This is a genomic window from Streptomyces sp. NPDC086989 (assembly GCF_044745505.1).
Classification (GTDB): Bacteria; Actinomycetota; Actinomycetes; order Streptomycetales; family Streptomycetaceae; genus Streptomyces.
Window position 1 is genome coordinate 642,455 of sequence record NZ_JBIVAL010000001.1, and the last position, 13,935, is coordinate 656,389.

Annotated in this window: 8 protein-coding genes and 1 pseudogene; 4 read left to right on the forward strand and 5 right to left on the reverse strand. The window is 73.2% G+C overall.

Annotated elements, in window-relative coordinates; genetic code table 11:
• Positions 1-27 precede the first annotated feature (27 nt).
• Positions 28-2,271 (reverse strand): ATP-dependent RecD-like DNA helicase, encoded by a 2,244-nt coding sequence (locus ACIPK4_RS03010; protein WP_402308864.1) that lies wholly within the window; start codon positions 2,269-2,271, stop codon positions 28-30.
• 315 nt (positions 2,272-2,586) lie between these two features.
• Between ACIPK4_RS03010 and ACIPK4_RS03015 the strand changes: the two genes are divergently transcribed.
• Both ACIPK4_RS03015 and ACIPK4_RS03020 read left to right on the forward strand, forming a co-directional pair.
• Positions 2,587-3,117, forward strand: a complete 531-nt coding sequence (locus ACIPK4_RS03015; protein WP_402308865.1) for a DUF937 domain-containing protein — start codon at positions 2,587-2,589, stop codon at positions 3,115-3,117.
• Between the two features lie 330 nt (positions 3,118-3,447).
• A pseudogene (locus ACIPK4_RS03020) lies at positions 3,448-3,939 on the forward strand (GNAT family N-acetyltransferase); the annotation flags it as partial.
• Here the strand turns inward: ACIPK4_RS03020 and ACIPK4_RS03025 are convergent.
• Positions 3,890-4,834, reverse strand: coding sequence for an EamA family transporter (locus tag ACIPK4_RS03025; RefSeq protein ID WP_402308866.1), 945 nt, complete (start codon positions 4,832-4,834; stop codon positions 3,890-3,892). The pseudogene ACIPK4_RS03020 and the gene ACIPK4_RS03025 sit on opposite strands and share 50 nt — an antisense overlap.
• 111 nt (positions 4,835-4,945) lie before the next feature.
• Here ACIPK4_RS03025 and ACIPK4_RS03030 point away from each other — a divergent pair, with 111 nt between their 5' ends.
• Positions 4,946-5,902, forward strand: coding sequence for a LysR family transcriptional regulator (locus ACIPK4_RS03030; protein ID WP_402308868.1), 957 nt, complete (start codon positions 4,946-4,948; stop codon positions 5,900-5,902).
• Positions 5,903-5,956: 54 nt separating this feature from the next.
• The gene (locus tag ACIPK4_RS03035; RefSeq protein WP_402309072.1) at positions 5,957-7,876 is read left to right on the forward strand and encodes a glycoside hydrolase family 3 protein; all 1,920 of its coding nucleotides are present in this window, start codon (positions 5,957-5,959) and stop codon (positions 7,874-7,876) included.
• A gap of 40 nt (positions 7,877-7,916) precedes the next feature.
• On the opposite strand, the gene ACIPK4_RS03040 is transcribed toward ACIPK4_RS03035, so the two are convergent.
• From ACIPK4_RS03040 to ACIPK4_RS03050, 3 genes are all read right to left on the reverse strand, one after another.
• A complete protein-coding gene (locus ACIPK4_RS03040; RefSeq protein ID WP_402308870.1) occupies positions 7,917-9,350 on the reverse strand; it encodes a S28 family serine protease in 1,434 nt (477 codons plus the stop codon).
• An 85-nt stretch (positions 9,351-9,435) separates the two neighbouring features.
• A complete protein-coding gene (locus ACIPK4_RS03045) occupies positions 9,436-9,831 on the reverse strand; it encodes a hypothetical protein (RefSeq protein ID WP_402308874.1) in 396 nt (131 codons plus the stop codon).
• 164 nt (positions 9,832-9,995) lie between these two features.
• The gene (locus ACIPK4_RS03050; RefSeq protein WP_402308877.1) at positions 9,996-13,853 is read right to left on the reverse strand and encodes an ABC transporter ATP-binding protein; all 3,858 of its coding nucleotides are present in this window, start codon (positions 13,851-13,853) and stop codon (positions 9,996-9,998) included.
• Positions 13,854-13,935: the final 82 nt, after the last annotated feature.

The window sequence follows — 13,935 nt, forward strand, 5'->3', positions numbered from 1 at the left end:
GTGCGGGAACCCCAAATGATCGATCATTTAGGTGATGTTTCCCACCGGTATCCGGCCGGACAGTCTGGCCGCGACCGCCGTATGCCTCCTGCCTGCGGAAACGGTACGCACGGCTTGGGCGAGGGCCTTGCGTGACCCGACCAGCACGACGAGTTTCTTCGCCCTGGTCACCGCCGTGTAGAGCAAGTTGCGCTGGAGCATCATCCAAGCGCCGGTGGTGACGGGGATCACCACCGCCGGATATTCACTTCCCTGGGAGCGGTGGATCGTGACGGCGTACGCGTGCGCCAGCTCGTCCAGCTCGGCGAACTCGTAGGCCACCTCCTCATCCTCCTCCGTCCGCACCGTCAGCCGCTGCTCCTCCGTGTCGAGGGCGGTGACCACGCCGACCGTGCCGTTGAAGACGCCGTTGGCGCCCTTCTCGTAGTTGTTCCGGATCTGGGTGACCTTGTCGCCGACCCGGAAGACGCGGCCGCCGAACCGCTTCTCGGCGAGACCCGGCCGGGCCGGAGTGATCGCCTGCTGGAGCAGCCCGTTGAGGTTTCCGGCGCCGGCCGGGCCGCGGTGCATCGGCGCGAGGACCTGGACGTCGCGGCGCGGGTCCAGCCCGAACCGGGCCGGAATCCGCCGGGCGGCCACGTCCACGGCGAGCCGGCCCGCCTCCTCGGTGTCCTCCTCCGGGAAGAGGAAGAAGTCCGGCAGCCCGTCGGTGAGCGGCGGCAGTCCGGTGTTGATCCGGTGGGCGTTGGTGACCACGCCCGACTGCTGGGCCTGCCGGAAGATCCGGGTCAGCCGGACCGCGGGCACCGGGCCGCCCTCGGCCAGCAGGTCCCGCAGCACCTCCCCGGCGCCGACCGACGGAAGCTGGTCCACATCGCCGACGAGCAGCAGGTGGGCGCCCGGCGCCACCGCCTTGACCAGCTTGTTCGCCAGCAGCAGGTCCAGCATCGAGGCCTCGTCGACGACCACCAGGTCCGCGTCCAGCGGACGCTCCCGGTCGTACGCCGCGTCCCCGCCCGGTTTGAGTTCCAGCAGCCGGTGCACGGTCGAGGCCTCGGCCCCGGTGAGTTCCGCGAGCCGTTTCGCGGCGCGCCCGGTGGGCGCGGCGAGCACCACCTTGGCCTTCTTCGCCCGGGCCAGCTCCACGATCGAGCGGACGGTGAAGGACTTCCCGCAGCCCGGCCCGCCCGTCAGGACGGCCACCCGCCGGGTCAGCGCCAGCCGGACGGCGTCCCGCTGTTCGGGGGCCAGCTTGGCTCCGGTGCGCCCGGCGAGCCAGCCCAGCGCCTTGTCCCAGTCCACGTCCCGGAAGCCGGGCATCCGGTCCTCCTCGGCGTTCAGGAGCCTGCGCACCTGCCCGACCAGCGAGAGCTCGGCCCGGTGGAAGGGCACCAGGTACACGGCGGTCAGCGGCGGCCCGCCCTCCGGATCGGGCACGGGCTCCCGCACCACGCCCTCCGGATCGGCGGCGAGCTCGGCCAGGCATTCGATGACGAGGCCGGTGTCCACCTGGAGCAGCTTGACCCCGTCGGCGATCAGCCGTTCCTCGGGCAGGAAGCAGTGGCCCTGGTCGGTGGACTGGGACAGGGCGTACTGGAGCCCGGCCCTGACCCGCTCGGGGCTGTCGTGCGGGATGCCGACGGCCTGTGCGATGCGGTCGGCGGTGAGGAAGCCGATGCCCCACACGTCGGCGGCGAGCCGGTACGGCTGGTTCCTGACCACCGAGATGGAGGCGTCGGCGTACTTCTTGTAGATCCGGACCGCGATGGAGGTGGAGACGCCGACGCCCTGGAGGAAGACCATGACCTCCTTGATCGCCTTCTGCTCCTCCCAGGCGGCGCCGATCAGCCTGGTCCGCTTGGGGCCGAGCCCGGGCACCTCGATCAGCCGCTTCGGCTCGGCCTCGATGACGTCGAGGGTGTCGGTGCCGAAGTGCTCCACGATCCGGTCGGCGATCTTCGGGCCGATGCCCTTGATCAGGCCCGAGCCGAGGTAGCGCCGGATGCCCTGGATGGTCGCGGGGAGCACCGTGCGGTAGTTCTCGACCGTGAACTGCTTGCCGTACTGGGGGTGGGATCCCCAACGGCCCTCCATGCGCAGCGATTCGCCGGGCTGCGCCCCGAGCAGGGAGCCGACGACCGTGAGCAGGTCGCCGCTGCCGCGCCCGGTGTCGACCCGGGCGACCGTGTACCCGCTTTCCTCGTTCGCGTAGGTGATGCGCTCCAGCACCCCCTCGACCACTGCCTGTTGCACCGCCCCGTTGCCCGTCATGGCACGAAGCTACAGCCCGGCGCCGACAGCCCGTCAGGCCTGTGGAAAACCCGGGCGCGGATCCGGCGGGATCCGGGTGCGGAGAGAAACGAAAGGGGGTCCGGCCTCGCGGCCGGACCCCCTCACGGTTACCCCTCCCGTGCCGGACTTCCCGATCCCCCCAGATCCCTCCCCGGAAGTGCCGACGCACCATACGACCCGCTGCCCCGCCCGGGGGTTGCACCCGGAATCGGAACTTTACGTTTCTATTACCTCAGGAGCCCCAGGCGTCCATCCGAGGTGCCGTCGAACCACCGCAGAAGTAGCGTTTCCGGCATGAGTGAATCTTCGTTCCAGGAGGATGTGCTCGGTGAGCTCGGTCCGGACGGGCTGACCGAGATCGCCGGCCTGCTCGGCACCGACGCCGCGGGAGCGCGCGAGACCGTCGCGACCACGGTCGGCGCCATGACCGGTGGCCTCCAGGAGAAGGCCGGGGCCGGGGACGCCGAAGGCGACGAGGTCCGCGAGGCCCTGGCCGAGGTGGCCGAGCCCCCGCTGAAGGGTGCGGCGACGCTCGGCGGAGGCCTGCTCGCCAGCGGTCTGATGGCCGGGGTGCTCGCGAAGGTGAGCAAGCCGGTCGCCGCGGCGGTGTCCAAGAAGACCGGCGTCCCGGTGGCCACCGTCAGCCGCGTCATCGAACTGCTGATCCCGGTGCTGCTGGCGGTCTTCGCCAAGCGGGCGGCCGCCGGCCAGGGAGCCCCCGGCCGGGGCGGCGGCGACGGAACCGCGGCACCCGGCGCCACCCCGGCGGCGGGCGGTGGACTCGGCGACCTGCTCGGCCAGATCCTGGGCGGCGGCAAGAAGTAGCGGGCCGGCCTCGCCCACTGCGGGCCGACCTCGCCCACCCGGGCCCCCGCCCCTGCGGACCCTCACCCCCGGACCCTCGCCCCCGGTCCCTCGCCCCGCCGGCCCCCTCCCGGCCCTGCCCGGCGGCCCCGTCCGGCCCCGCCCCGCTCCCCCGACCCCGGCCCGCCTGCCCGGCGGCCCCGCCGGACCCGGCCCCGGCCCCGGTCACCCGTACGGCGGAGCGCGCGGCCGGGGCGCGAGCCACGTGAGGCCGCCGCCGCGCCGCCCCGCGCCGCGCTATCCTCGGGCGCCATGGAGCCCCCCGCCGACAACCCCTCCGCCCCGGTACGGCTGCGGGACCCGGAGCCCGGAGACCTGGGCTGGATCGTGCAGCGGCACGGCGCGCTCTACGCCGCCGAGTACGGCTGGAACACGGACTTCGAGGGCCTGGTGGCCCGGATCGTCGCGGACTTCGCCGAGGACCACGACCCGTATCTGGAGCGGGTCTGGATCGCCGAGCTGGACGGCCGCCCGGTCGGCTCGGTGATGTGCGTCCGCGAGGACGGCTCGCCCGGCACGGCGCGGCTGCGGCTGCTCCTGGTCGAGCCTCAGGGCCGCGGGCACGGCATCGGCGCGCTCCTGGTCGACACGGTCGTCGCCTTCGCCCGCTCCGTCGGCTACCGCGAGCTGGTGCTGTGGACCAACGACGTGCTGACCTCGGCCCGTTCCCTCTACCTGCGCGCCGGGTTCGTCCTGGTCGCCGAGCGTCCGCACCGCTCGTACGGCGTCACGCTCACGGGGCAGGACTGGCGGCTGCCGCTGCAGGAGGGTTCCCCGCACTGACCGCGGCCGCGCCGCCCTGGGCCACCGTACGGGTGCCCGCGCGGGCGGGGGCCAGGGACGTCATGCCCACCCCGCAGACCAGCAGCAGCGCCGCCACCCACCGCAGCCCCGAGATCCCCTCGCCCAGGACCAGCGCGGCCGAGGACATCCCGAACACCGGCACCAGCAGCGAGAACGGCGCGACCGACGAGGCCGGGTAGCGCTTGAGCAGGTGGTTCCAGGCGCCGAACCCGAACACGGTGGACACCCAGGCGACGTATCCGATGACCGCGGCCCCGGCCCAGTCCAGCCCGCGCAGCGCGGCCAGGTCCCGCTCGGGCCCCTCCAGCAGCAGCGACAGCGCGAACAGCGGCAGCACGGGGACGGTGCACACCCAGACCATGAAGTTCAGCGCGTCGGGCGGGGACGCCTTCCGCGTCAGCACGTTGGACACGCCCCAGCAGGCCGCGGCCGCGACGACCAGGGTGAAGCCGAGCACCGGCCCTGAGGCGCCCTCGTCCACGGCGGCGACGGCGATCCCGGCCAGCGCCACCGCCATGCCGGCCATCCGGACCCGGCCGGGCCGCTCACGCAGGACGATGGAGGCCAGGACGGCGGTGAAGACGGCCTGGACCTGGAGCACGAGGGAGGACAGTCCGGCCGGCATCCCGGCCGCCATGCCGGTGAAGAGGAGGCCGAACTTGGCGACGCCGAGGGCCACTCCGACGGCGACGATCCATTTCCAGGCGGTCTTCGGCCGCCCGACGAAGAACACGGCGGGCAGTGCGGCGACGAGGAAGCGCAGGGCGGACAGGAGCAGCGGCGGGAAGTGACCGAGACCGATCTCGATCACGACGAAGTTGAAGCCCCAGACGGCGGCGACGAGTACGGCGAGTGCAGTGTGAACGGGACGCATGCTTCGAGCATCGACGCGGCGACCATGTAGCACCAGCGCGGATTCCTTCCGGGATGGATGAAGCGCTGCTTACGGGTGACCTGTGGTCCGGCGGTGCCTACGATGGGCCGCATGCTCGACCTCTCCCGGCTGCGCGCCCTGCACGCCGTCTCCGTCCACGGCTCGGTCGCGGGCGCGGCGGCCGCCCTCGGCTACACCCCCTCCGCCGTGTCCCAGCAGATCGCCAAGCTGGAGCGGGAGACCCGGACCACGCTGCTGGAGCGGCGCGGGCGCGGGGTCGCGCTCACCGAGGAGGCCCGGCACCTCGCCGAGACCGCGCAGCAGTTGCTGGCGATCGTGGAGCGCGCCGAGACCACCCTGGAGGAGCGGCGCGGGCAGCCGAGCGGGCTGCTGACGGTGGCCGCGTTCGCCTCGGCGGCACGCGGCCTGCTGCCGGGGGTGCTCGCCGGTCTCGCACGCCGGCATCCCGCGCTGGACGTACGCCTCACGGAGGTGGACCCGCACCTGTCGGTGGACCTGGTGGCCCGGGGGGTCACCGATCTCGCCGTGGCCCACGACTGGGACATCGCCCCGCTGCCGGCTCCCGAGGGCATCGAACAGGCGGTCATCGGGGACGACCGCTGCGATCTGGTGGTGCCGCAGGGCCACCCGTTCACGGAGCGGGCGGTCATCCGCAGGGCCGACCTCGGCGGCCAGCGCTGGGTCTGCCAGCCGCCCGGCCGGGTCTGCCACGACTGGCTGGTGCGGACGCTGCGCACCGCCGGGTTCGAGCCCGACATTGCCCACGTGGCCGAGGAGAACCACACCATCGTCGCGCTGGTCGCCGCCGGGCTCGGGGTGGCCGTCGTACCCCGGCTGGGCACCGGGGCGCTGCCGCCGGGCGCGGTGGCCGTGCCGCTGGAACCCGGCCCCGTACGCAGGTTGTACGCCCTGTGGCGGACGGGGGCGGCCCGCCGGCCGGCGATCACCGAGGCCGTACGGGCCCTGCAGGAGCACTGGGCGTACGCGGCCCCCCTTCCGGGGGACCTCCCGAGTGTCCGCGGCGGCGGGGACGCGGCCCGGCAGTAGGGTCCGGGCGTGCCGTACGACGCCTCCCGCAGGTCCCTGCTCACCACGGCCGCCATGGCCGCCGTCACGGCCGCCGGGCTGGCCTCGTACGCCGTGGGCGGCGGTCCGGGCCACCCGCACGGCGGGCCCCGCCCCGACGATGCGCGCCCCGGCGACCGGCCGCCCGGTCCGGCGCCGGACCGGGCAGCGCTGCGCCGCCTGGTGGCCGGGATGAGCCTGGCCGAGAAGGTCGGGCAGCTCTTCGTGTCCCGCGCGTACGGCCATTCGGCGACCGATCCCGACCCGGCGGACGCCGATGAGAACCTGAAGCTGTTCGGGGTGCGCACGGCCGCGGAGCTGGTCGCCCGCTACCACCTCGGCGGGATCATCTACTTCTCCTGGGCGCACAACACCCGTGACCCGCAGCAGATCGCCGAGCTGTCGGCCGCGCTCCAGCGGACCGCCGCCGGCTCCGGTTCCGGCGTCCCGCTGATGCTCTCCACGGACCAGGAGCACGGCGCGGTGGCGCGCATCGGCAAGCCGGCGACGCTGCTGCCGGGGGCGATGGCCCTGGGGGCGCGGCACGGAGCGCCGGCCGGGGGCCCGGCGGCGAACGCCACCTCCGCGGCCGCCGGCGCCGGCCCCGCGGGCACCGGCTCCGCCGCCGGCAATGCGGCCGGCCCGGATGCGTCCGGCAAGGGCGGCGCCGATTCCGCCGGCATCGCCGAGGCCCGCCGCGCCGCGCGCATCGCCGGGGCCGAGCTGGCCGCGATGGGCATCCGGCAGGACTACGCGCCGGTGGCCGACGTGAACGTGAACCCGGCCAATCCGGTGATCGGCGTACGCTCCTTCGGCTCCGACCCACAGGCGGTGGCGGCCCTGGTCGCCGCGCAGGTCCGCGGCTACCAGGGCGCCGGGGTGGCGGCCACCGCCAAGCACTTCCCCGGCCACGGGGACACCGAGACCGACAGCCACGTCGGACTCCCGGTGATGCGGCACAGCCGAGCCCAGTGGGAGGAGCTGGACGAGCCGCCGTTCCGGGCGGCGGTGGCGGCGGGCGTGGACGCCGTGATGACGGCGCACATCGTCTTCCCCGCGCTCGACCCCTCGGGGGACCCGGCGACCCTCTCCGGGCCGATCGTGACGGGCATCCTGCGCGAACGCCTGGGCTTCCGGGGGGTGGTGGTCACCGACGCCCTGGACATGGCCGGGGTCCGCCAGAAGTACGGGGACGACCGGGTCCCGGTCCTGGCCCTGAAGGCGGGCTGCGACCAGCTGCTCAACCCGCCGGACCTGGGACTCGCGCACCGCAGCGTGATCGCGGCCGTCGAGGCGGGCGAGCTGACGCAGGAGCGGATCGAGGAGTCGGTGCTGCGGATCCTCGAACTGAAGGCCCGCCGGGGTCTGTTCGACGCCGCGCACACCGTCGCGGGGCAGGTGGGCGCCCTGGTGGGGATCCCGGCGCACCTGAGCGCCGCCGACGAGATCGCGGCGGGCACGACGACCCTGCTGGCCAATCCCGTGAAGCTGCTGCCACTGGACCCGGCGACGGCGCCGAAGGTCCTGGTCACCGGGACCGACCCGGCCTCCCCCAGCGGTACGACGGGCCCCCCTACGGTGGTACTGGCCCGGGAGCTGACCGCCCTGGGCTGCCGTGCGACGGCCGTGCCGCCCGCCCGGGCGGTGGCCGCGGCCGCCGGCAACGCGGCGGTGCTGGTGTGCACGTACAACGTCCCGGAGGGGGACGGTCCGCAGCGCACGCTGGTCACGGAGCTGCTGGCCACCGGGGTGCCGGTGGTCGTGGTGGCGATCCGCAATCCGTACGACCCCGCGCGGCTGCCCGGCTGCGCGGCGGAGCTGGCGACGTACACCTGGACGGACGTGGAGATGCGGGCGGCGGCCCGGGTGGTCACCGGTGCGGTACGGCCCACGGGCCGCCTCCCGGTCCCGGTGCCGGGCCGCTACCCGCTGGGCCACGGGCTGGCGTACGACTAGCGCGCGTACGCCGGCCCGCGGCGGGAAAGCCGCCCGGGGGCTACGGCCGCAGCTGCGGCTCGCGCTCCTGGTCCTTCTGGTCGAGCACCGCGTCGGGCTTCGCCAGCGGCGTCGCCCGGCCCGCGTCGGCGAGCGCGGCGGCGGGGGCGACCCCGGCCCACTGCAGGATCTTCTGCGTGGCCAGCGCCTTCTCGCCGTCCTGGAGCTTGGCGACGTTGGCCCCGTGGTTGGCGCCCGGCGCGATCATCACGTAGCTGTCGCGCACGCCGTAGCCGAGGTGGAACGGTTCGGCACCCCACGGGTCGTTCTGCCCGTACACGAACAGCATCTGGTTGGCGTTGCGCTTCACCCAGTTGTCCACGTCCGCCATGACCCCCGGCTGGAAGGTCATCGGGATGTCGCGGGGCACGAAGGTGCGCGGCGGCTGGTAGCCGTAGCGGCTCAGGCCCTTGAGGTGCGGCTGCTTGATGTCGGGCGAACCGAGCTGCGTACCCGCCTGGTAGTAGTACGGCGTGTACGTCTCCAGTCCCTGGTCGGCGTAGGCCGAGAAGCCGGAGATCGTGTCGACCGAGTCCCAGATCTCCTGGTCGCTCGCGGTCGCGGCGACCGGGACGGAGGCGCAGTCGGCCAGCAGGCTGTACTGCCAGAACGCCCAGACGTAGTCGAGCACCACGGCCTCGTAGGCCTTGTCCAGGCTGCCGACGGTGGTGAAGGTCCAGCCGTTCGCGGCGGCGGCGGCCGCGTACTTGGCCTCCAGCGGCTCACGGCGTACGAGCGCCTCGCGCTGCACCGCGTTCAGCTTGTCGCGGCACTCCTTGGTGCCGACCTTGGTGAAGAACCGGTCGTACGCCGAGTCCTCGTCGTTGACGACGTCGTTGGGCGCGACGTACGCGACGACCCCGTCCATGTCACGGGGGTAGTAGCGCTCGTAGTACGTCGCCGTCATACCGCCCTTGCTGCCGCCCGTGGCCAGCCAGTTCTTCTTGTAGACCTTCTTCAGGGCGGTGTAGAGGCGGTGCTGGTCGCTGGCGGCCTGCCAGATGTCCAGGTTCCCCCAGTTGGCCGGGTCGGGCCGGGAGGGCGTGAAGAACCGGTACTCCAGCGACACCTGGTTGCCGTCGACGATCGTCGTGGGCTCGCTGCGGCGCGGGCTGGTGTTGACGTTGTAGCCGGAGGTGTAGAAGACCGTGGGCCGGGAGACGTCCTTGTGCAGCAGGGTGAAGCGCTGCTTGAAGGTGCCCTTCGACGGGTTCCGGTGGTCGACCGGCTGCTCGTAGTTCAGTACGAAGAAGCGGTACCCGGGGTACTCCTTCTCCTCGATCAGACTCATCCCCGCAATGGCGAGGATCTCGTCCTTGATGTCCGTCGCGGCGGACGGCCCTGCGGCGGTGGCCGCCTGGGCCGTGAAGCCGGCTGCGCCCATGGTGCCGATCAGCACCACGAGCGACAGCAGCCAGCCGAGCGTCTTGCGCATTCACCCTCCCCTTGAGTTCACTTCGGTCGAACGTGAACCTAGCCGGGCCAACGCGCCACTGAATAGACCTAGTTGGGCCGCTCGTTCAGCACAGAATCCAGCCGGAATCGACAGATCCGGACTCGATGCTCCCCTTTACATACACGCAGCGGCTGATCGCTCCGACGGTGACGGGACCGGCGTACCGGGTGAATTGCCCCGAGTCGCCGACGGGCACCCCGCCGCGCGGCTGGATGCTCACCGCCATCGGCCGGCGCCGCCCCGGATCGCCGGCGACCGTCACCGCGCAGGCCTGGGTACGGCTCTTGTAGACCCGCACCTCGCCCGTCGGCAGGGGCAGCGTCCTGACCAGGTCGCCGGCGCAGCCACCGGTCGCCGCCTGCGCCGACGGCGCCGCGAACAGGCCGCCGACGCACAGCACCAGCGCGAGAGCCCCTGCCGACGCGGCCCCCCGGCCGCGCCCCTTCCGCCCGTACCCCACGTTGCCCCCCGATCGGTCGTACGTGACACGTACGCACGTACGACGCGTGGACGCGCCGGAAGGTTGCGCGCCACACCTTCCTGCCCGGACCGCGGGCCGGGCCCCGCCGGCCCAGGGAGTGCCGTCAAGGCCCTGCCGGCCAGACGGGACCTTGACGACACGAGCTAGACGGCTGCGGCCGGTTCGTCCTCGCCCACGAAGGTGCGCCACAGTTCGGCGTAGCGGCCGCCGCGGGCCACGAGTTCGGCGTGGGTGCCGTCCTCGACGACCCGCCCGCGGTCCATGACCACGACCCGGTCGGCGCGCGCGGCCGTGGTCAGCCGGTGCGCCACCACGAGGGTGGTGCGCTTGCCGGCGAGCCGGTCGGTGGCCTGGTTGACCTGGGCCTCGGTGGCCAGGTCGAGCGCGGCCGTGGCCTCGTCGAGCAGCAGGACGTCCGGGTCGACGAGTTCGGCGCGGGCCAGCGCGATCAGCTGGCGCTGGCCGGCCGAGAGGTTGCGGCCGCGCTCGGCGACGGTGTGCAGGTAGCCGCCCTCGAGGGTGGCGATCATGTCGTGGGCGCCGACCGCGCGGGCCGCCGCCTCCACCTCGGCGTCGGCCGCCTCGGGCCGCCCGTACGCGATGGCGTCGCGGACCGTCCCGGGGAAGAGGTACGGCTCCTGCGGGACGACCCCGAGCCGGTGGCGGTACTGCGTCAGGTCGAGCTCGCGCAGGTCGGCCCCGTCGGCGGTGACCCGCCCCGAGGTCGGGTCGTAGAACCGGGCCACGAGCTTGACCAGCGTGGACTTGCCCGCGCCGGTCTCGCCGACGAAGGCGACGGTCTGGCCGGCGGGTATCCGGAGGCTGATCCCGGCCAGCGCGTCGCCCTTCTCCCCGCGCTCCTCGGCGGTGCCGTACGCGAACCGGACGTCCTCGAAGGCGATCTCCCCGCGCAGCTCCCCGACCTCGCGCGGCGCCGTGGCCCGCGGGGTGCTGGTGGGCTCGCGCAGCAGGCCCTGGATCCGGCCGAGGGAGACGGTGGCCTGCTGGTAGCCGTCGAAGACCTGAGAGAGCTGCTGGACAGGGGCGAAGAACAGGTCGATGTACAGCAGGTACGCCACGAGCGCACCGGTGGTCAGGCTGCCTGCGCCCACCCGACCCGCGCCGACGACCAGCACGGCGGCCGCGGCCCCGGAGGACAGCAGCTGCACGAAGGGGAAGTAGACGGATATCAGCCACTGGCCGCGCACACGTGCCTGGCGGTACGAGTCGCTGCGCTCCGCGAAGCGGGCGGCCCCGGCGCCCTGACGTCGGAAGGCCTGGACGATGCGCAGTCCGGAGACGGACTCCTGGAGGTCGGCGTTGACCAGGCTGACCCGGTCGCGGGCCAGCTCGTACGCGGCGACCGACTTGCGGCGGAACACGATCGTGCCGACCACCAGCAGCGGGAGGGTCGCGAACACGATCAGCGCGAGCTCGACGTCGAGGACGAGCAGGGCGATCAGGATGCCGAAGAAGGTGAAGACGGAGACGACGGCGGTGACGAGCCCGGTCTGCAGGAAGCTTGAGAGGGCGTCCACGTCGGTGGTCATCCGGGTCATGATCTTGCCGGTCAGCTCGCGCTCGTAGTAGTCGAGTCCGAGGCGCTGGAGCTGGGCGAAGATCTTGACGCGCAGGGCGTACAGGACGCGCTCGCCGGTGCGTCCGGTCATCCGCGTCTCGGCGAACTGCGCGGCCCACTGGGCGGCCACCACGGCGAGCGCGAGAGCGGCGGCCACCCAGACGGCGCCGAGGGCGGCCTGTTCGACGCCCTTGTCGATGCCGTGCCGGATCAGGATGGGCAGCAGCAGCCCGGAGCCGGCGTCGACGGCGACGAGGGCGAGGCTGACGGCGAGCGGCGCCCAGAAGCCCTGGAGCAGCCTGCGCAGGTTGTAGCTCTCTTCGGCGGCCGCCGCGCGGTCCTCGTCCACGGCGGGTTCGTCGTCGGCGGGCGGCAGTGCGGCCACCTGGGCGAGCAGCTCGGGGGTCGCCGGCATTCCGGCGACGGCGCCGGCCATGGAGTGACCGGCGCCGGGGGCGCCGGTCCCGGCGGCGGGGGAGGCGGCGGACTCCTCTTCCCCCTCTTCCTCCTGGCGGCGCCAGAGCTCGGGGGTCACCCCGTCCACGACGCGGCGCTTGGCGTTGACGGGCTCGGAGTCGATCTCGGCTTCGAGCTCGATGTCCCGTTCGAGCCTGCCTTCGATGTCCCGCTCGAACTCGGCCATCGCGGGCGCCTCGGGGGTGCGCGGCGAGCCGGCGCCGAGTGCGTCCGGGTCGGTCAGCAGCCGCCGGTACAGCGGCGACCTGCGCTCCAGCTCCTCGTGCGTACCGATGTCGGAGAGCCGCCCGCGGTCGAGCACGGCGATCCGGTCGGCCAGTGCGAGGGTGGAGCGGCGGTGGGCGATGAGGAGGGTGGTGCGCCCCGCCATGACGGTGCGCAGCGCCTCGTGGATCTCGTGCTCGACGCGGGCGTCGACTGCGGAGGTGGCGTCGTCGAGGAGCAGCAGCCGGGGGTCGGTGAGGATGGCGCGGGCCAGTGCGATGCGCTGGCGCTGGCCGCCGGAGAGGGTCAGGCCCTGTTCGCCGACCTTGGTGTCGTACCCGGCGGGCAGGGCCCGGATGAACCCTTCGGCCTGGGCGGCGCGGGCGGCGGCCTCGATCTGTGCGTCGCCGGCGTCGGGCTGCCCGAAGGCGATGTTGGCGCGGATGGTGTCGGAGAAGAGGAAGGAGTCCTCCGGTACGAGTCCGATGGCGGCGCGCAGCGATTCGTAGGTCAGTTCGCGCACGTCGTGGCCGCCGACGCGGACGGTGCCCCGGTCGGCGTCGTAGAAGCGCGGCAGCAGGAGCGAGACGGTGGACTTGCCGGAGCCGGAGGCACCGACGACGGCGACGGTCTCGCCCTCGGCGATGGAGAGCGAGAACCCGTCGAGCACGGGACGCTGGGGGTCGTATCCGAAGGCGACGCCGTCGAACTCGACGGTGGCGGGGGCGTCGGCGGGCAGGACGTGCGTGCCCTCCTCGATGACGGGCTCGGTGTCGATGAGCTCGAAGACCCGCTCGACGCCGGCGCGGGCCTGCTGGCCGACCGTGAGGACCATGGCGAGCATGCGGACGGGGCCGACGAGCTGGGCGAGGTAGGTGGAGAACGCGACGAAGGTGCCGAGGGTGATGTGCCCGTTGGTGGCCATCCAGCCGCCGAGGGCCAGCATGGCGACCTGCCCGAGGGCGGGAACGGCCTGCAGCGCGGGGGTGTAGCGCGAGTTGAGCCGGATGGTCCGCATCCGCCCGGCGAACAGTCTGCGCCCGGCGCTGCGCAGCTTGCCGGTCTCCTGCTCCTCCTGCCCGAAGCCCTTGACGACGCGGACGCCGGTGACGGCCCCGTCGACGACGGTGGCGACGGCGGCGGCCTGGCCCTGGGCCCACCAGGTGGCGGGGAAGAGCCTCTTGCGGCTGCGCTTGGCGATGAACCAGAGGGCGGGTGCCATGAGCAGCGCGACGAGGGTCAGCAGCGGGGACAGCCACAGCATGATGCCGAGGGATATCCCGAAGAGGAGGAAGTTCCCGATGGTCATCGGGAGCATGAAGAGCAGACCCTGGATGAGCTGGAGGTCGCTGGTGGCCCGTCCGACGACCTGTCCGGTGGACAGCTCGTCCTGGCGGCGCCCGTCGAGGCGGGCGATGGTGTCGTACATGTCGGTGCGCAGGTCGTGCTGGACGTCGAGCGCGAGGCGGCCGCCGTAGTACCTGCGTATGTACGTCAGGACGTACACGAGGACGGCGGCGCCTATGAGCATCCCGGCCCAGACACCCATGGGTTTGCTGTGGTCGCCGATGACGTCGTCGATGATGACCTTGGTGACCAGCGGCACGAGCGCCATGACGGCCATGCCGGCCAGCGAGGACCCGAGCGCGAGCAGCACGTTGGCCCGGTACCGCCAGGTGTAGGCGGTGAGCCGCCTGGCCCAGCCCTGTTTTCCGCCCGCTGCCTTCTCTGCCGCCGCCACGTGACGCCTCCCCGTTGGTCCTGTCCTGCCGCCTCCCCCAACGCCCCGACCGGCGGATTTCATCCCGCCGCAACAATTCGGA

Excerpts from the sequence above, each read along its gene's own strand:
- ACIPK4_RS03015 (WP_402308865.1), top strand. The coding sequence starts at position 2,587 with ATGAGTGAATCTTCGTTCCAGGAGGATGTGCTCGGTGAGCTCGGTCCG.
- ACIPK4_RS03035 (WP_402309072.1), top strand. The coding sequence starts at position 5,957 with ATGGCCGCCGTCACGGCCGCCGGGCTGGCCTCGTACGCCGTGGGCGGC.
- ACIPK4_RS03030 (WP_402308868.1), top strand. The coding sequence starts at position 4,946 with ATGCTCGACCTCTCCCGGCTGCGCGCCCTGCACGCCGTCTCCGTCCAC.
- ACIPK4_RS03025 (WP_402308866.1), bottom strand. The coding sequence starts at position 4,834 with ATGCGTCCCGTTCACACTGCACTCGCCGTACTCGTCGCCGCCGTCTGG.
- ACIPK4_RS03010 (WP_402308864.1), bottom strand. The coding sequence starts at position 2,271 with ATGACGGGCAACGGGGCGGTGCAACAGGCAGTGGTCGAGGGGGTGCTG.
- ACIPK4_RS03040 (WP_402308870.1), bottom strand. The coding sequence starts at position 9,350 with ATGCGCAAGACGCTCGGCTGGCTGCTGTCGCTCGTGGTGCTGATCGGC.